We start from the raw sequence: 18,213 nt of genomic DNA on the forward strand, positions 1-18,213 counted from the left end.
TAGAGAGGTTGATATTAGGACGGAGCGTTTGAAATAGGCTAAGTGCAAAGGCACTTAGCCGTCGAAGGCGCGTTATAAATCCAGCCGATTGAGTTGATCTCTCAAAATACTTAAGCCTTTTTCAATGGTCGGCATTTCGATCGTTAAGGCGGGTAAGAATCGGATAACATTCCCTTTAATACCGCAGGACAAAATAATTAGTCCATGATGAGCACAGTCCTGAACTAATTGTTTTGTTTCCATAGTCAACGGTTCACCTGAGGCGGGGTGATTAAGTTCGATGGCTATCATGGCGCCTATTTGTCGCACATCCCCAATACATGAGTGGTCAGATTGTATTTGCAATAATTGGCGCTTGAATTCAGAACCAATTTCCTTAGCTCGCTGACATAGCTCCTGTTCTTTTATTACTTCTAACACTTTTAGTGCAGCGATACAGGCGAGGGGAGATCCAGCATAAGTGCCTCCTAAACCACCAGGTTTGGCGGCGTCCATGATCTCAGATTTGCCGACCACCGCGGAAAGAGGGAAGCCGCCAGCGATCCCTTTAGCCATTGTGGTGATATCGGGGATGACATCGAGGTGTTCTGAGGCAAGCATGGCACCCGTTCGCGCAAATCCAGTTTGGATTTCATCACAAATAAGGACAATTCCATGTTGATCGCACAAGCTTCTCAGCGCTTGCGCCCACAACTTTGGTGCTGCGTAAAATCCACCTTCGCCTTGAACGGGCTCAAATATAATGGCGGCGACGCGGGATGGCTCGATATCACAGGAAAAAAGGTCATCAAGGGCGTTTAGGCTGTCTTCAATCGCCACCCCATGATAGTCGTTGGGATACGGCGCGTGATAGATCTCATTCGGGAACGGGCCAAAGTCGGCTTTATAGGGGGTTATTTTCCCTGTTAGTCCCATGCATAAATTTGTTCTGCCGTGAAATCCCCCTTTAAAGGCGATGACACCACTTCTTCCAGTATAGGCGCGGGCCACTTTGACCGCATTTTCAACGGCCTCTGCGCCAGTCGTGAGGAAGGCGGCTTTTTTATTAAATTGGCCCGGAGCAATATCAACCAGCTGTTCTGCAAGTTCAACCAAGCTTGTGTAGGGTGTTACCATTGCACAGGTGTGGCTAAACTCACGCAGTTGCTCTATCACAGCGTCAACAATATCAGGGTGAGAGTGACCCGTGTTGGTGACAGCGATGCCGGCGGCAAAGTCAATATACTGGTTGCCTTCTTCATCGATAATGGTCGAGTTAGAGGCGGATTGCGCGTAGATAGGGAGTAGGTTGCCCATGCCTTTTGCGACAGCTTGCTCTTTGCGCTGCTGCCAATGTTGGTTCGTGTTTTCTGCATAGTTTTCCATACTACATCCCCCCTAGGCAGATATATTTGGTATTCATATATTCTTCGATGCCTTGTTTCGCACCTTCCCGACCAAATCCAGATTGTTTAATACCACCAAATGGCGCAACTTCGGTCGAAATAATGCCCTCATTAATCCCGACCATTCCATATTGCAGCTCTTCGGCAATGTGGAAAGCACGTTGAATGTCTTTACAGTAGAAGTAACTGGCGAGGCCATAGATGGTGTCGTTAGCTTGTTGAACCAGATCAGCGTCATTTTCAAATCGGATGATGGGCGCAACGGGACCAAAGATCTCTTGTTGGACGATATCCATGTCATGAGTGACATTGGTCAGTACGGTCGGCTGAATGAAGTTTCCGCTTTGTGCCTCTCCGCCATATCGGATACTTGCGCCTTGTTTAGTTGCGATATTGATGATCTCAAGGATGCTAGTTTTGGCATTTTGGTCGATGAGTGGGCCGATAGCCACATTGCTATCCAAGCCATTGCCGACGTTCAATTGACTCACGGCAGTAACGAATTTGTCGACAAATACGTCATAAATCTTATCGTGCACATAGAAGCGGTTGGCACAAACACAGGTTTGCCCTGCATTGCGAAATTTGGAGGCGATAGCGCCTTGTACCGCTGCGTCTACATCGGCATCGTCGAAGACGATAAACGGCGCATTTCCGCCCAGTTCCATCGAGGTGCGCTTTATGGTCTTTGCGGTTTGTCTAAGCAAGGTTCTTCCTACTTCGGTGGAACCGGTAAAAGACAGTTTTTTAATGTCGTCATGACCACAGAAAATAGTCCCAACTTCGATAGAAGAATGGCTGTTGAGAACGATCAATAGATCCTGCGGCAATCCTGCTTGGTAAGCGAGTTCGGCAATCGCATAGGCACTAATAGGAGTTTGATTGGCGGGCTTGACGATACAGCTGCACCCTGCCGCGAGTGCAGGTGCTGCTTTTCGGGCCAACATCGCGATAGGAAAATTCCAAGGCGTAATTGCCGCGGTAACGCCAACGGGCTGCTTTATGGTAAGAATACGTTTATTGTTGGCGGGGGTTGGTATGGTTTCGCCGTATGCTCTTTTGCCTTCTTCCGCGAACCATTGGATAAATCCCGCACCATACATCACTTCACCTTTGGCTTCGGCCAGTGGCTTTCCTTGTTCAAGCGTCATGATTCGAGCCAGATCGTCGGCGTTTTCAACCATTAAATCGTACCATCGTTTTAAGATGGCGCCTCTTTGGCTTGCGGTTGTTTGCTGCCACTCAGCTTGGGCGACTTTTGATGCGTTAATTTTTTCGTAAATGGCATCGGAGTTCATCGAGGGTATATAACCAATAAGCGAATCATTGGCCGGATTGTAAACGGCAATCGCATCGTCACTTTTGTCACAGAGAATTCTGAGTAACGACTTGTTAACAATATTTTCCATTTAACTTAGCTCCCATTTTGTATTAACCATTGAATTTTCCACAACCTCGTTAACTTCGAAGTTACCGATTTTGAGGATAGGCCAGAAAATGAACGGCATTTAGAGCCAGTTGCGAGCTTGTTTTGGTACCAGTTGGAAGTTTTTACTCTGGTACCATCGAAAGTAACAAACTGGTTCTTTCGGGTTTTGGACATGCTTTTCTATATTGAGATTGCAACATTTGCGAAACATTTTAACCGCACGGAAACTTGAATTAGAAGGAAGAGGACAATCGCATGTCTATGATAAAAGGAAAGAAACTGTTAAGCAGTCTTTTAGCCGCGGCTATCGGTGTATCTTCTCTAGCAGCGTCTGCGTTAGCGCACTCTGCAGAGTATAACTGGCGCTTTGCTAATCTATATGGTCGTGGCACCGCTTACGGCGAAGTGTATGAGAACTTGGCACAAAATATTGAAACCATGTCCAATGGGCGTATTGAAGTTCAGGTTCTGTATTCAGGCGAGGGCGTGGGCACTAGCGGTATTCTTTCCGCGGTTAAATCTGGTCTTGTCACCATGGGGGCACCTTTCCAGTCGATGCACGCAGGTGAGCTACCAGCGGGTGTGGTCGAGATTGGTTTGCCAGGTGGTACGGATGATGTGGGTAAGCTATCCACGCTTTTCCATGAGCAAGGCTGGGACCAAATTCTTACTCAAGCTTATGGCTCTCAAGGTATGACGTGGCTAGCGCCTTATATTCAGCCACCGGTGTACATTATTACAAAGAAAGAAATTACATCAATTGAGGACTTCAAAGGACTAAAAATTCGTGCTCCAGGCGCTTATGGCAAGTTCTTACGTAATCTTGGTGCCTCACCAGTGTCGTTATCTTGGAGTGAAATCTATACCTCGCTCGCAACAGGCGTTATTGATGGCTCGATTGGCTCGAATATGATTGACCACCGTGACGGTAATCACGTTGAAGTTGCTAAGTATATGTATCGTTTGCCTTTGGCTGGTGCTCAGGTACTGCCAATTATTGTCAACACGAAGGAATACAACAAACTGCCTAAAGATCTGCAAGCCATCGTAAAAGCCGCGACGTCAGTGCATGCACAAGAACAGATGACGAAGTCGATTCTTTGGGAATCACAAGCTGTTGCACAAATGGAAGCGAAGGGTTTGAAATGGAGCCCAGAGCCTAGTGCGGCGGACATTGAAGCTTGGAGCAATGCAGGCAAAACACTGGCGAAGGAATACGCAAGCCAAGATAAGTTCTCTAAGCAACTTATCGAACAGTTAGAAGGCTTATAAACCTTCCATTTGAGGTGAGCAGAGATGCTCACCTTTTTCCGTTTTAATAAGCATTGGGTGATGGAGAACAAGATGCTAAAGCTGTTATTGGTTCGGTATTGTCTGAGTATTAGGTTTGTCGTCAGAGCGGTCGGTCGCAGTGTCACACTGTTGATGCCATTGCTCGCTGGTATTGTCGCTTATGAGGTGTTCGCGAGGTACTTCCTTGATGCCCCGACGATTTGGGCTTATGACACATCTTTGTTTCTCTTTGGCTACATTTCAGCCTTAGGTGGCGCATACGCTCAACAAAAACAAGCGCATATTAATGTGGATATTCTTTATCTACATGTCTCAGAGAGAGTTCAGCATCTGTTTAGTGTCGTCACGATAATTTTGGCCATGGGTTTTTTGCTGGTGATGGCAAAAGTGAGTTTAGAGAAGTTTTTTGAAGTTTGGGAATACGGGTATCGACGCCAATCGGAGTGGGCGCCAAGTGTTCACCATTTTTGGTTGATGATTACCGTATCAAGCGTGCTATTTATTGCTGAATATTCGGTTCAGCTTATTTGCCACCTCTATGCGCTGTTCACTCAAAAAGCGTTGATTCCTGATGCCTATCGCACCACACCCGCCGCAGAACAACAGCCCGATAATGCTGATACAAAAAAAGCGAATCAGGCAGGAGAGACATTGGATATTTCGGTAGGAGGCTCACATGGGAATTGAGTTGCTCACATTGGTACTACTTGGCTGTATTTTGGTGACATTCGCTTTGGGGGCTCAGGTTGGATTAGCTCTGGCAGGTATCGCGATGGGGATTGGTTACCTCAGTTGGGGTGACACGTTATTTAATATTATTCCTACTACCGTTGAGTCGACGTTTTTTAGTTTTGTGCTGTTAGCAATCCCTTTATATATCTACATGGGGCAGCTATTGACACGATCTGGTATTGGCGATGCCATGTTTAATGCCAGTCAGTTGGTGATAGGGCGTGTTCGAGGGTCATTGGCGATCAGTGTTATCGGTGTATGCTCAATGATTGGCGCTATGGTTGGCATTATTGGCGCGGGCATCATGACTTCAAGCAGTATCGCTCTTAAGCCTATGCTAGAACGTGGTTACGATAAGCGCTTGGCCTTGGGGGTGATTATGGCTGGTGGGTCGTTAGGGATCCTTATTCCACCTAGCATTCCGATGATCATGTTTGCCTCTGCAACACAAAATTCAGTAGGACGTATGTTTTTGGGCGCAATGGGACCAGCACTGATTACCATTCTATTGCTTATCACCTATGTAGTGGTTACCTGTAAGCTCAACCCGTCTAAAGCGCCCTTGGACGCGGAAAATGAAATCGAAGTCCCTAAAGGTTATGAGCTCTTCAAGACGTTGCGTGATGGTGCTTCGTCATTGTTGCTCATTGTCGCGGTGCTGGGCAGTATTATCATGGGTATTGCAACACCGACGGAATCAGGGGCGATAGGCGTAGTCGGTGCGATTATTCTGTCGATAATTTTCAAGCGCTTCAAACCGCAGATCCTACATAAATCTGGGGTTCAGACTGCACTTTTAGTCAGTGTAGCAATGTGGATCATTTTAGGGGCCTCTATTTTTAGTAACTTCCATTTATTAATGGGGGTACAAAATATGGTGGCAAACTTTGCGACCAGTTTGGATCTGCCACCTATAGCCATCATTATTATGTTCCAAGTTATCATGTTGCTGCTTGGGTTTATTATCGATGAGTTTATTATTGTATTGATGTGCGCGCCGATATTTACTCCGGTTGCGGTGATGTTGGGCTATGACCCGATTTGGTTTGGTGTGTTGATGATCTTAAATATCGTCATTGCTGTTCAAACTCCCCCCTATGGTTTTGCTCTGTTTTACCTCAAGGGAATTGCCCCTAAAGGCGTGACCATGATGGATATCTATCGCTCAATTACCCCCTTCGTACTGGTCCAAGTTTGTGTATTAATCCTCTGTATGCTGTTCCCTGAAATCGTACTTTGGTTGCCGAACTTAATGATGAATTAGAGACTAATGTCAGCCATGTAATTAAGGCGTGGCTGACTTTTACCCTCCTGAATATTGACTTTCGCTGTGTTAATTGCCGTTTCAGGTACATTTAACTGGAGAAAAACTGATGAAAATAACGAACTATGTATCCATTATGTTGGGTGCACTGGTTTATTCAACAGCCTCCGCTGAAACGATCTTTTCCGATGATTTCAACAACGGTCTAGGGCATTGGTCGACGAGCGGAGCAGTAACAACGGATGATAATGTAGTCATAGACGGCTTATCTGCTTACCTTCAAGAGTCAGCCACGATAAGTAAGGATATTGATGTCTCAAGTCACGACAACGTCGTGGTGAGTTATTCGATAGCCGCTCGTTTGCTTGAAGACCCTGATTTTTGTATCGCCGAGTATTCATTAGATGGTGGCAGCTATAACGTGATGTCATCTTTAGGTAATGGGCAAGATAACTCAAACTTTTACTTTCATAGCGAAAGTGTCGCGCTTGCCAACACGTTAAGTGTGAGATTCAGAGCCGCGACAGGCTCTGCCGATCATTGTTACGTCGAGAATGTGCTGGTAGCAGGAGAGACACAAGCGCCAAGTAATGATCCTGAACTATCCACAGCGGACAGTGTTAATTTTGGTACGGTTGTTATTGGTGACAGTGTTTCTCAGACGCTCGTAGTAAGCAGTACTGGAGGTCAAGCGCTTACCATCAGCGGCGTATCGGTATTGGCTAGTGACTATTCGATAGACTCTGAAACTTGTACCGCGAACAGTGTGGCTGTTGATAGCACATGCCAAGTGTCACTGAGCTTCACACCAACAGCAACCGGTACCCGAAGTGCAGAGCTTATTTTAGATAGCGACGACCCAAGCTCACCACAAACCCGCGTTGACTTGATTGGGTATGGTGCAAGCAGTACGTCTGGAGGATATATTGAAAATTACGATCCGTTGTCGGGAAGTGGCAATGTGACTCGTACACAATTGACTCATACGGAGCTCAACAGTGGCTCTGCAATAGGCTACCTCTCTGCTACAGGGGCTTTTGCGGTGCCAAGCGATGCCGCTCAACCGGAGCATCTATTGGAGGGACGTATTGTTCTCGTTTCACCAGAAACTGCTGGCATTGGTCAGTTTACTGAACACGAAGATACGTATCGCTACACATCGAATAGCGATGACCCTCGTAAACATATTCCTCCATTTGACTTTGAGTTCGTGCAAAGTGGCACCCATTTGATACCTGTCCAACGAGGCATTCAGCTGAGTTCTCATCCTTACTGGGAATACATTTTAGAGCCAGGACGGGTTTGGAAAGAAAACGGCGATAATGGAGATTCTCGCGCTGCCATTCCATTCTCTATCATGCAGAAAAACTCGAACTGTGTTCATAACGGCCTGATGACGTTTACCTTCGACAATCAATCCATCAGTCAGGTCGCCTATCAGATCGCGTCAGAGACGTGTCTGTATTACAAATTTGATATGTGGGGAAGCGTCAATGCCCAATACACACCGCAAGCAATTACCGATAGCTTATCGATTAAACAGGCCTACCAGGCCTACGAGGCGAGCAAAGTGGAGACGCGAGCGCTTAGTGAGTTAGCAAGTGACTATCCAAGTGCCAATATCGACGTTACCAATTTTGGTCATGCATCGGAGGTGACGCCAGAGCATATGACAGTGTTTGGTCTGTATTATAATGGTGTCCACTACAGCGCTGGTTGTGATACCCGCCAGGGCACTCATCCATACTGTGATAGGTTACGTGTCCCTTCATATTCAACGGCCAAAACAACGTTTGCAGGTACGGTATCAATGAGACTAGAAAGCTTGTATCCAGGGTATATGAGCAGTCGACTCACTGATATCGTTCCTGAAGCCGCTGCCGATCCAGAAGGGGATTGGGTCGACGTCACCCCGAACAATGCGATTGATATGGCGACCGGCAATTATCGTCTTACCGGCTACCTTAGCGATGAATACTCGTCAGCGAATGATACCGGGTTCTTCTTAGCTCTCGATCATCAAGGTAAGCTCGATTATTCGGTATCCCGCTACCCACGCAAAGCCACACCTGGTACGTTCTTTAACTATCACACCACCGATACCTATATTGCGACGGTTGCCGCACAAAACTATTGGAAACAACAACATGGTGCGAGCTCGGATGTGTTTAATGACGCCATTGTTAACGATATTTGGACACCGCTGAATATCGATGAAGGCACTAAAGATACACGCCGCACGTATGATTCTGTGGCCATGCCGTTTGGTGGTTACGGGCTAACATATCTACGTGATGATATTGTCAAACTGGTGAGGTTTACCGCTATCGAGGACGGTAAGATCAATGGTCAATCCATGCTGGATCCTGCTGAGCTGAAAATAGCTATGTTTGAAGACCCGAATACACCTCCTTTAGATGCAAGGTCAGACAGCAAATACTACAGTAATAGTATTTGGGCCAAGCTCAAGTCGGTAGCGGGTGGCTGTGACATCTATGCCCCTTATATGTCTGGTTATGGTGGCATCCAATTTTTGATGCTACCTAATGACGTGATTTATTACTACGTTAGTGATAACAACGAATTTGCTTGGGATCTCGCGTTAGCAGAGGCAGGCAAATTGGCTCCTTACTGTCAGTAAAAGACATGAGAACAAACAACCCAACCATCATATCGGTGGTTGGGTTGTTTTTTTTAGATATTGCAGTGCAAAGAAGCGTTAAATCAGGAGGCGTCTGATATCAGACGTGAACTGAGTTCTTTCTAGCCTTCGTTGCGCTTGCGACTGACTAAGTGGTTGGAGGCCGCCGCTGCCAACAGCGCCCCACCAATCACCAAGGTTTGATAATAAGCAGGCACGAGAGTAAGCATCCCAACCGTCAGCGTCATGATAATCAGCGCACCAACAAATGAACGCAGCACTTTACCTTCACCGCCACTAAACGCTGTACCACCAATTAACACCACAAGAATAGCAGTCAACTCCATACCGTCACCCGACAGCGGGTCACCAAGCGACATAAAGCTTGAGCGAGCAATCCCCGCAAGCGCAGCTGTTGCACCGACAATGGCGTAGAGCGTGAAGACGACTAGCCCAGTCTTAATTCCCGATAGTTTAGCGGCGGTAGGGTTACCCCCTGTCGCTGCTGCGTACTTACCTAGTAATGAGCGGTTCTGCAGGATGATGAGCAGAGCCGTAACCCCCACCGCTACCCAAAACGCCATCGGCAAACCAAGTAAAACAGCATCGCGACCATAGTCGTTAAACCAAGCCGGCATTTTTAGATCGCCCATGGACTTGATAGCTGACACGCCATCTTCAACGAGAAGCAGTGCGATACCTTTATACAAACTCAAGGTAATCAAGGTGGCTATTACAGGGGTGATATTAAACTTCACCACTAACAAGCCGTTGAAAGCGCCCAGCAATACACCACAAAACACGGTAATGGAGAAAGCCGCCCACATTGGAACACCATTGATGGCGAGGAGGGCTCGTTGTATTTTGTTGGAGGGAGACGGCTACTGTTACATTAGCAAACCATTATAAACATAGTTGATAATTTGACTTATTTACAAAGGTGGGGAGTTGAAGTGAGTTGAAGTCTACTTGAAGCGATTAATAGGGTTGCTTGGAGAGGGTTTTCAATTTGAAGATGAAATGGAGAGCGCTTTTCCTTCAAGCGCTCTCTTTGTGCTATGCACAACCTCCACTTGCTGGGGCTCGTTTAAGCTCCAGTTTTATTTTCGGTACCCCTTCAAAGGGATAATTAACGGGACTGGGTTTGGCTGCTGGGTGTTGTGAGCCGACGGCGCGATCAAACTGAAACCGCAGCGGTTGTGATGAAGAAATGGGTTGTGCCTGAAGACTCTTTGGCTGCACGGTAAACGAATTCAGCCATCCTTTCACGCCTCCCTCAAGGACGTAGACGTTTTGTACACTTTCTGCTTTGAGTTGCTTCCAGATCTCAGTGGCATCGCGTTCTTCATTATCGACCAACAATATCACAGTGTTGGCGGGGGTTAACCTCAAGGTTTTTGCTTCTTCAGTGAGTTGATCCTGTTTTAGGTGTTTGGCATCCGTCAAATGAAATTGATTGAACTCGGCCTCACTGCGAACATCATAAATGACCAGCTGAAGCGAGTGGTCAAAGTGGGTGGCTAAGACTTCCCTTGGGCTGACATAAATGGATCGGTCGTCAATTTGTGTTTGCAGCTCTGGCGCTAACTTTTGCCAACGCTCTTCATTGGTGGGTTGCCCTATCACGTAAACCGACAGCGCCAGCCCTATCATCGCGGCGGCTCCTGGTATAGCAAGGGAGCGGTTAGCCCTTTTTTCTGACGGTTGTTGAGTCGAAGAGGGAGGAGTCCCCATCTTTTGGTTGACCCAAGCCTCTAAATGCTCTGCTCCCCAAAAGAGCGCGAGAGCGACAGCCACAATGGCTAGCACCACACTGCCAGTTGATACGTTGAACAGCTCTGGAAGGGTAAAGCGCCCTAGATACGAGCTATCGAAGAATACGTCGAAGTATTGAACGGTTTCGCCAAATAAGAAGATACCTGTCAACACGCCGAACACAAACAACACCCCATCAAGTTTGCCTGTGGTCATCGCGACTAAAGAGGTGCCGGGACAAAAACCGCCGATGATGAAACCCACACCCATAATAAGGCCCCCGATGATCCCTGGCCATAGGTAGGTCGGCGGCACCCAAATCAGGTTGTAGTCCAGTAAGCCGACAGCAGAGGAGAGAAATATCAGCGACATAGCGACGATGATTGCGGTAAACATCACTTTAAAAACCGTGAGATCGCGGCCATAAAACTGTGCGGCTAATTTGGTCGAATTACCAAATCCAGCACTTTCAAGGACAAACCCAAAACCGACACCAATCATGAGGTAGATGCCGTAAGCGCCCCAAATGCCCAGCAGTTCGATGAGGGGGAGAGGAAAGTCAGCCATGATAACCTCCTAATTCCAGCATTTTCGTAACAGATAAGCGAGAGCGTATGCGCCAGCGAAAACGGCAAACATAAAAGCCCAACTGCCCACGGAGAGGACAGCTCCACCCGATAACGCTTGACCCGACGTACAGCCACGAGCTAAGCGAGCGCCATAACCCATGAAAATGCCGCCTACAAAGGCCAATACCCAGCGGGTTGAGACTTGGATTTGTGGCCCTTTGTTGGTTTCAAAACGCATTCTTCCATTAAGCCAACCAGATATCGCACCGCCAAGCATGGTGCCAACAGTGAGAAACACAATCCAACTGTCTAGTGGATTTTTGTCGCCACCAGCCAGTTTCAGTAAATAGGGTACTTGGTCGATGTGTTCAGGAAAGAATCCGTTTTGAACATAGACAAGGATGCGATTGAGCCCGCCAGAGGCACCAAGACCATTACCCGAAATAAAGAAGGCCAGAAACAGCACAATCCCTAGCAGAGTGCCGGCGATATAAGGGTTCCAATACGGTTGCGGTTGTCGGTTCATGAGCGACCTCCTTGAAGCGGTTGAGCGGTATCGGCCGCTTTGTGAGCAGAGGGGGTGGTGCTTGCACCATTAGGCGCCATTGCGGTTTCTTCAACGGTTGCCGCTTCAGTTGGCTCCCAACCACTGACCATGGCTTTGATGCCATCGCTTGGTTTGCTACCCACAGTCGTGGTTAGGTAGACATGCATGACGATGAAACTGGCGAACATCCAAGCGAGTCCGACATGCAACGGAAGTAGCAACTCAGAGCCACCGAACCACTCAGTGAGCGCTGGCCAATAATTACCCATCCAAAGAGCAAAGCCAGTGATGAGCTGTGCAGGCAGCAGCAGATTCAAAATGGCAAAGTAAGTGATCTGCTGTAATGGGTTTAGTTTTCGGTTTTTTGTCTTATGGAATGGGTGTGGCGCGCCTTGGAAAATGCCTTTCGCGTAGTAAAGCCCCTGAGCCATCATGTCGTGGATTAGTCCATACGGTCTAGGCAGATACTGGCGGATCTCGCCACTGGCAAGGTGATAGAACAGAGACAGAGCCGCATTAATGAGTAGCACGAACCCTAAGATCTGATGGATCTGAACCATATAACTAAAACTTAGCCAATCAAACGTGTCAGGAAGGTGAATGACTAACCCAGAGCTCAGCAGTATAAAGATTGTGGTGGCTTGCAACCAGTGCCACAAGCGTTCATATCGATCATACATGTAGACTTCATTGGCTGACGAATGCTGCGATTGACTAGGCGACAACTTGTAACGCAGTAGCGAGTGCAAGCTGGTGATAGCGATGACAGTAATAAACAGTGCTAACCCCAGTTGGTCGAGCCAAGTCGTGCGATCCCGCCCCAAAATATAGGAGCTACGACCGCCATCCGTGGCTAACAATGACGCTCCACTATGACACGATTGACAGTCTCGGATTGCCCATTCACCGGAGACCACGCCATGAGCAATAGGAAGCACTTTGGTTTGCTCTGCCATCGTGATGTCACAATAACCCATAGACCTTAACTGCTCCTCAACGGACTCATAAGACGTAGACGTTGAATCAGCATCCAATGCTGCCAGCGAGGCCTGTATAACCGCAGCCGCAGGCACAGGCTGTTGCTGCACACCGTGTTGCCAGTAACTCATTGTGATTCTGTTTGAAGGTCGCCATACCTCACCAGAATCTGGCAATTGCACAAGCTGCGGTTGAAAACCGGAAATCAGGCCATCTTCTGCGACATTGCGATAGGTAGGTACGCCCAAGCCATCTTCATTCAATATGCGCCAGTCAATGGTTTTTAATGTGGGTCCAAATAGACTCGGTACATGACAGGACTCGCAGACCAGAGCTTTTACATGCTTGTTGTAAGCAGGCAACCAGTCATGGGTCTGCGTGCCGTCGTGGCAACTTTGACAAGAGCCATCATTACTGAAACGGGTGTTGGCCAATTGATGAGAGGGTTGAATTAAGTAGTCCCCGATATCTGGCCTTCTCGGATCAAAGGTTAAATGCGCCAATCGCTGTTGGCTGTGCTGCTGAGTGTAGACAGGGTTATTACGAGAGTAGTGACAGGCAACACAATCCACCAGTCGTTCACTGTGGATGTCAAAACTGCGAGTTTGCGAACCTTTATCGGCAATGTTAATCCCACTGAGGGCGATCTTTTGAGGAGAGAGGATTTGTCCAGTCGTAAGTGTAAGCTGGACGTGGCGTAGATCTTGATCGAGTGTTAGCGGCTGATGGAGCTGATTGTCTACTATTCCATGGCACTGCGCACAGTTGTCGTTGTTAGGTTTGCTGATCTGCAGTTGAGAGTGCGTCACTTCACCGGCTGGGCTCAACTGAGCCAGATCTAAATCGACACGTTGCTGCTGACTGGTGTGGCAAGTAAGGCAGAGTTTATCATCGTGCAATAGCGGGGGCTGTGTTGTCGACGTTGCTAAAGAGCTCGCTCGAAGTGGATAAAGAAAATAGTCGTCCACGGTGAACGCTGAGTCTGATTGCCACAAGATTTGATGGTCACTGTGTGACTGGATGTATTCGACATCATGACATCCTCCACAGCTCTCGATCGATGAGATGGTTTGCTTCGCGTCTAAAACAGCAGCACCGTTCGCATCTTTGAGTACCACATTGGGATGCAGATTTGTTTCCAATGCGCCCGTTGGCCGACTAGTGGTTGAAAGGGCATTTTCTGTACTCGCGTTGGTGCCCGCGATGTTCAGGGTAACGAGAAGGCAAACAAGAGAGAGTGATTTAACGTTCATAGCCTGCCTCCATATTGTCGCTCACCGTTTGGCGAACACCCGTTCCCCACTTTAGCGGGTCACCGCCATAGCCAAGAGCCTGCCAGTCCATGCGCGAGTTTTCACCATGACAGTCCTGACATTGCAGGGCGTCGCTTTTTGGAGCAATCATGTGTGTTTGCGGCCAGAACATAGACGTAGTGGCAAAATCATACGAGCCGCTGTAGTCAATACCAGCAAACGCTGCGCCGAGTGCCAATGCTTTGTCCCAGTCAAAGTGGCTCCAATAGCCGTCTTTGCCAACGGTTTTAGGTTGAAGCAAGTGACCTAGCTCACTGTCGTAGGGCTGCTTGGCGATATGAATCTTAAACGGCCAAATCTTCGCTTTAGGATCGTTAATTGAGCCTTTGGGTTGATTAATGGCAGTGATGGAGGTTGGGTCAATACGATCGCCCAAAAGGTATCGGTCTGCCAACCCATTGAACCAAAGGTAGCTTGGCTGTAAGTTGTCCTCATACACAAAGCTGCCTTTGATCTTTAGGTAGTGATGCGGATCTTCCTCTTTGGACTCATCCCCAGATGTCGACCAGTCCCAACTGACCTTCGTTGGCTGCTTGCGGGCGACTTCAGGAATATGACACGTTTGACAGGCGACGGAATCGAGGTGGAGCGTGATGCGTTCGTCGGTGTGAACTTGTTGTTGGTGGCAATCCTGGCAGTAGACCTGATTATGATTGTCCAGACTCACGGTAATGGAGCGACCAGCGATGTTATGGTCTTCAGTTTGGTGACAATCAATACAGGCGAAGTCGTAGCGACCCATATGGACATCTAGTGACGCTTCAGGAAATTTTAGACTCTGATCCAAATCACCATGTTTAACCGCGTCACCGCCGCCGCCATTAAAGTGGCAACTACCACAGTTACTGCGAGTAGGGCGCCCAACACTTTGCGCCACCGCCAACAAATCGACGCCTTGCAACGGAAGCCCTTGTTTGCCTTTCTTATAGGTTCCGGTCTGATCGTGACACACAACGCAATCAACATTGGCTTGATTAGCGAAGTCAAACGCTTCATTTTTCCAGCCATATCCAGTGTGACAGGCGGTACAAGACTCCCAGTTGCCCTGCACACCGATACAGAAGTTATTGATGACGTTTTTTTTGCCAATCGCCACGGGCTGTTCTCGCCCTTCGACCGCGACAGGCTCAGATTGCCAGGTCCAATGTTTAGTATGAATCACTTGTTCGGCGGATTGTTCATGACATTGCAGACAAGCGGCCGTCACTTCTGGACCCGTTTGAAAAGACGTTTGTGGGAACAGGTCACTATGGTCAACCGCTTCTGCTCGTTGGGGCACCGCTGACCAAGGAGAGACAGGCGTTTGGTCTCGCTCAACAATGAGTAATATTGGGATGACAATGAGAGCCAAAATGACGAAGGAGCCAATCAACCACGACCTAGTAACTTTACGCATAACACTCTCCCTGAGTTGTTATTAAGTAAAACCTTTTTAAGTGATTGCTAATATAATAGTTAAATGAAGATGTTTTTGTTTTGATGTTGGTCAGGTTTTAGGCAGGTAGGTTAAGACAAAAATCGAGAAACTAGTACGAGTCGGATCTTAGGTGCGAGTGACTTTGATTATGTACGCAGGTTGAACCAGCGTGCTATTCAAACTGCTTTTTGTAACCTTACTGATCGCAAAGGAGAGTGCGAAGAAGTGAGAAGGTTACAAAGTCTTTATTAGCCAGAGGTTAAGAGAGTTTTGCTCCCTTTTAAAACGGTGAAACCCCGATGTTGGTAGCATCGGGGTTTCGAATTTTTTAAAATTCTTGGTTGGTAAGGCCGAGAATCTTTCTATGCATAAGGTTTGGATTAAATCCGATTAATTCCTTGGTAGGGGAATTAGATGCGGATGAAGTCCATGTGCTCAACTTTTGGCTTGAACGCGTGACGTTGAACGTCTTGTGGCTTAACCTTAACTTCTTCGCCAGCGATCACTAGAGTGATGCCTTCGTAGAATTCTGGCTTGTCCATTTGGTTTACGATGTCATCGTGGTTTAGAGCAACTGATACAGGTGCTGCTTCACCACCGTAAACGATTGCTGGGAATTGACCAGCGTGACGTAGGCGGCGGCTCGCACCCTTACCTAGTTCAGTACGTACTACTGCTTCGAATTTCATAGTTTTTACTCTCAAAATAGTAAAATTAACAAATACGTTTTGACATAGCGACCTAGTCAAAACTTAAATCGCTTTGAGTGATCGTAAAGATACTCTCAAAACGAGCGCGGATACTAACATCCATACTGTGGCTCGGCAATAGCAAATTGCTTATATCTCTACTATTTTTCGCCCTTTGCGCGCTTTAGCTTAAGAACTGCGCGTAATCCACCCATTTTACTCTCTCCAAGCTCCAGTCGGCCACGATAACTGTGTGCCATTTCAGAGACGATATTGAGACCAAGACCGGTGCCAGGAGTGCTTTCATCAAGGCGAACGCCGCGCTTAGTGACTTCTCTGCATTGCTCTGCTGGAATGCCAGGCCCGTCGTCTTCGATGATGAGCTCTACCTCAGAGTCACCAATATCATTGGAGTAAACTCGGATAAAACTGTTGCCCCACTTGTAGGCGTTCTCGAGTAGGTTGCCAAGCATCTCATCTAAGTCTGCTTTTTCTACAGCGACTTCTAAGTCGGTATCAAGTTCACTAATCAGCGCGATGTCTCTTTCTACGTAAACCTTATCAAATGCTAATGAGATAGCATCAACGCGTTCACTTGGTGAAGATTTTACCGCGAGAATATTCATAGCCCCGGCCATACGTGCACGGCCTAAGTGATAATCGATTTGTGCTTGGATTTGAGCGATTTGTGGCTCCAATTTGGCGCGGTCTTCAGCAGATAGGCTTTCAAGCTCGTTCTTAAGCACAGACAGTGGCGTTTTAAGCGCATGTGATAGATTGCCTGCATGATGCCTTGCTCGTTCAAGCAGCTCCTGATAGTGAAACAGCAGGGCATTCAGGTCTTTAACCAGAGGCGCGATCTCTTTAGGGTACTGCTCGTCTAATGAGTGTTGTTCTGCCGCTCTTAGACTTTGTAGCTCACGTTGCATTTTACCGAGTGGACGCAAAGACCAGCTTACCTGACCAATGATGAGCGCTAATATACCGAAGACCATAACACCGAGAATGAGCCAAAGCTCTCCGGTTAATGACTCTAGCGTGTCATCAATAGGATCTTCATCTTGGCCAATAATAATGGTGACCCCGTCACTGACTTCTGGCAGAAACAAAGTACGTTTTATCGTAATGAGTTTTTCATCTTTGGCGCCAAAGTAATGAGGCTGTTTGTCTTTACCTTTAGTGCGCAGTGTTTGATCCCAAAGTGAACGGGAGCGCAGCGTGTCCTGCTTGGTCTCAATCTGCCAATAGAGACCGCTATATGGCTGGTTAAAGCGGGGGTCTGAGAGTCGAGCTGAAAGAATAAGCTGACCTTTGTCGTCGACTTCGAGGTTGGCGGCAATTTCATCCATGGCATGACCAAGTTGAACTTCGAGATCACTGATTAAGTAATCTCGAACTAATCCTGGAATCGATACGCCAGCCGCAATTGTCATGGCGGAGAGCCAAAGCGTCGCAGCGAGCAATAGGCGTGTTTTGAGACTGAGCTTTTTGACTCCTTTGCGCAGTCTCTCTTTGGAAAGGTTAGGCATTCAACTGATACCCTAGTCCTCGAACGGTTCTTATGACATTCGGAGCGATCTTTTTGCGGATACGACCGATGAATACTTCAATCGTGTTGGAGTCGCGGTCAAAGTCTTGTTTGTAAATGTGTTCAACCAGTTCAGTACGAGAAATGACTTTGTCGGCATTGTGCATAAAGTAAGCAACAACTTTGTACTCAAGCGCCGTGAGACTTACAGCGTTACCTTGCCACATCACTTTAGACGTTCGTGTATCTAAGCTCAGATCGCCAATTTGCATCAGTGGTGAGGCGTTACCCGAGGCGCGTCGAAGCTGTGCACGGATACGGGCGATGAGCTCAATCATTTCAAATGGTTTGGTGAGGTAATCGTCTGCACCTGCGTTGAGGCCTTCAACGCGCTGTGTGAGTGTGTCACGAGCGCTAAGGATCACAACTGGCGTGTTGATGCCTTCATCTCGAATACCTTTTAATACCGTTAGACCATCAATTTTAGGAAGCCCTAGGTCGAGAACAATCGCATCCCAATCCTCAGATGTAGCGCGATAAAGTGCATCAATACCATCTTGAGCCAGCTCAGGTACCCAGCCTGCGCTTTCAAGAGTTTCTAAGATCTGTTCACCCAATCTTGGTTCATCTTCAACAACAAGAATCTTCATTATCTTTCTCTTTTTTATTTATA

Annotated in this window: 14 protein-coding genes; 4 read left to right on the forward strand and 10 right to left on the reverse strand. The window is 47.5% G+C overall.

From position 1 onward, the window contains the following. Positions 1-72: 72 nt before the first annotated feature. Positions 73-1,365, reverse strand: coding sequence for a 4-aminobutyrate--2-oxoglutarate transaminase (gene gabT, locus AAA946_RS06850; RefSeq protein WP_338164188.1), 1,293 nt, complete (start codon positions 1,363-1,365; stop codon positions 73-75). A 1-nt stretch (position 1,366) separates the two neighbouring features. Continuing rightward, positions 1,367-2,794, reverse strand: coding sequence for an NAD-dependent succinate-semialdehyde dehydrogenase (locus tag AAA946_RS06855; protein ID WP_338164189.1), 1,428 nt, complete (start codon positions 2,792-2,794; stop codon positions 1,367-1,369). Positions 2,795-3,069: 275 nt separating this feature from the next. Here AAA946_RS06855 and AAA946_RS06860 point away from each other — a divergent pair, with 275 nt between their 5' ends. The 4 genes from AAA946_RS06860 (at position 3,070) to AAA946_RS06875 (ending at position 8,744) form a co-directional block, all read left to right on the forward strand. Next, positions 3,070-4,086, forward strand: coding sequence for a TRAP transporter substrate-binding protein (locus AAA946_RS06860; RefSeq protein ID WP_338164190.1), 1,017 nt, complete (start codon positions 3,070-3,072; stop codon positions 4,084-4,086). Between the two features lie 72 nt (positions 4,087-4,158). Further along, positions 4,159-4,794: a TRAP transporter small permease subunit gene (locus AAA946_RS06865; protein WP_338164191.1), complete on the forward strand. Its 636-nt coding sequence runs from the start codon at positions 4,159-4,161 to the stop codon at positions 4,792-4,794. Then, the gene (locus tag AAA946_RS06870; RefSeq protein WP_338164192.1) at positions 4,784-6,103 is read left to right on the forward strand and encodes a TRAP transporter large permease; all 1,320 of its coding nucleotides are present in this window, start codon (positions 4,784-4,786) and stop codon (positions 6,101-6,103) included. The genes AAA946_RS06865 and AAA946_RS06870 overlap by 11 nt, the downstream gene beginning before the upstream one ends. A gap of 109 nt (positions 6,104-6,212) precedes the next feature. Continuing rightward, positions 6,213-8,744, forward strand: coding sequence for a choice-of-anchor D domain-containing protein (locus AAA946_RS06875; RefSeq protein WP_338164193.1), 2,532 nt, complete (start codon positions 6,213-6,215; stop codon positions 8,742-8,744). Between the two features lie 122 nt (positions 8,745-8,866). Here the strand turns inward: AAA946_RS06875 and AAA946_RS06880 are convergent, their stop codons facing one another. The 8 genes from AAA946_RS06880 to AAA946_RS06915 all read right to left on the reverse strand — a co-directional run bounded on the left by AAA946_RS06880 (position 8,867) and on the right by AAA946_RS06915 (position 18,190). Next, positions 8,867-9,607 (reverse strand): ABC transporter permease, encoded by a 741-nt coding sequence (locus AAA946_RS06880; protein ID WP_338165787.1) that lies wholly within the window; start codon positions 9,605-9,607, stop codon positions 8,867-8,869. 193 nt (positions 9,608-9,800) lie between these two features. Further along, positions 9,801-11,066, reverse strand: a complete 1,266-nt coding sequence (locus AAA946_RS06885) for a YeeE/YedE thiosulfate transporter family protein (RefSeq protein ID WP_338164194.1) — start codon at positions 11,064-11,066, stop codon at positions 9,801-9,803. Between the two features lie 9 nt (positions 11,067-11,075). Then, positions 11,076-11,594 (reverse strand): YeeE/YedE thiosulfate transporter family protein, encoded by a 519-nt coding sequence (locus AAA946_RS06890; RefSeq protein ID WP_338164195.1) that lies wholly within the window; start codon positions 11,592-11,594, stop codon positions 11,076-11,078. Then, the gene (locus AAA946_RS06895; RefSeq protein WP_338164196.1) at positions 11,591-13,846 is read right to left on the reverse strand and encodes a cytochrome b/b6 domain-containing protein; all 2,256 of its coding nucleotides are present in this window, start codon (positions 13,844-13,846) and stop codon (positions 11,591-11,593) included. Before AAA946_RS06895 ends, AAA946_RS06890 begins: the two co-directional genes overlap by 4 nt. Then, on the reverse strand, positions 13,836-15,302 hold the full coding sequence (locus AAA946_RS06900; RefSeq protein WP_338164197.1) for a tetrathionate reductase family octaheme c-type cytochrome: 1,467 nt from the start codon (positions 15,300-15,302) through the stop codon (positions 13,836-13,838). The genes AAA946_RS06895 and AAA946_RS06900 overlap by 11 nt, the downstream gene beginning before the upstream one ends. Before the next feature lie 431 nt (positions 15,303-15,733). Next, the gene (gene rplY / locus AAA946_RS06905; protein WP_042475403.1) at positions 15,734-16,012 is read right to left on the reverse strand and encodes a 50S ribosomal protein L25; all 279 of its coding nucleotides are present in this window, start codon (positions 16,010-16,012) and stop codon (positions 15,734-15,736) included. A 161-nt stretch (positions 16,013-16,173) separates the two neighbouring features. Beyond that, the gene (locus AAA946_RS06910; RefSeq protein ID WP_338164198.1) at positions 16,174-17,541 is read right to left on the reverse strand and encodes an ATP-binding protein; all 1,368 of its coding nucleotides are present in this window, start codon (positions 17,539-17,541) and stop codon (positions 16,174-16,176) included. Then, entirely contained in the window at positions 17,534-18,190 is a 657-nt protein-coding gene (locus AAA946_RS06915) for a response regulator transcription factor (RefSeq protein WP_042498375.1), read from the reverse strand. The genes AAA946_RS06910 and AAA946_RS06915 overlap by 8 nt, the downstream gene beginning before the upstream one ends. Between the last annotated feature and the right edge of the window lie 23 nt (positions 18,191-18,213).

This window comes from Vibrio sp. 10N (assembly GCF_036245475.1).
GTDB lineage: Bacteria > Pseudomonadota > Gammaproteobacteria > Enterobacterales > Vibrionaceae > Vibrio.

Bases quoted from the DNA above. Each gene is read 5' to 3' on its own strand.
- gabT (WP_338164188.1), bottom strand. From the start codon at position 1,365: ATGGAAAACTATGCAGAAAACACGAACCAACATTGGCAGCAGCGCAAA.
- AAA946_RS06855 (WP_338164189.1), bottom strand. From the start codon at position 2,794: ATGGAAAATATTGTTAACAAGTCGTTACTCAGAATTCTCTGTGACAAA.
- AAA946_RS06860 (WP_338164190.1), top strand. From the start codon at position 3,070: ATGTCTATGATAAAAGGAAAGAAACTGTTAAGCAGTCTTTTAGCCGCG.
- AAA946_RS06865 (WP_338164191.1), top strand. From the start codon at position 4,159: ATGCTAAAGCTGTTATTGGTTCGGTATTGTCTGAGTATTAGGTTTGTC.
- AAA946_RS06870 (WP_338164192.1), top strand. From the start codon at position 4,784: ATGGGAATTGAGTTGCTCACATTGGTACTACTTGGCTGTATTTTGGTG.
- AAA946_RS06875 (WP_338164193.1), top strand. From the start codon at position 6,213: ATGAAAATAACGAACTATGTATCCATTATGTTGGGTGCACTGGTTTAT.
- AAA946_RS06885 (WP_338164194.1), bottom strand. From the start codon at position 11,066: ATGGCTGACTTTCCTCTCCCCCTCATCGAACTGCTGGGCATTTGGGGC.
- AAA946_RS06890 (WP_338164195.1), bottom strand. From the start codon at position 11,594: ATGAACCGACAACCGCAACCGTATTGGAACCCTTATATCGCCGGCACT.
- AAA946_RS06895 (WP_338164196.1), bottom strand. From the start codon at position 13,846: ATGAACGTTAAATCACTCTCTCTTGTTTGCCTTCTCGTTACCCTGAAC.
- AAA946_RS06900 (WP_338164197.1), bottom strand. From the start codon at position 15,302: ATGCGTAAAGTTACTAGGTCGTGGTTGATTGGCTCCTTCGTCATTTTG.
- rplY (WP_042475403.1), bottom strand. From the start codon at position 16,012: ATGAAATTCGAAGCAGTAGTACGTACTGAACTAGGTAAGGGTGCGAGC.
- AAA946_RS06910 (WP_338164198.1), bottom strand. From the start codon at position 17,541: ATGCCTAACCTTTCCAAAGAGAGACTGCGCAAAGGAGTCAAAAAGCTC.
- AAA946_RS06915 (WP_042498375.1), bottom strand. From the start codon at position 18,190: ATGAAGATTCTTGTTGTTGAAGATGAACCAAGATTGGGTGAACAGATC.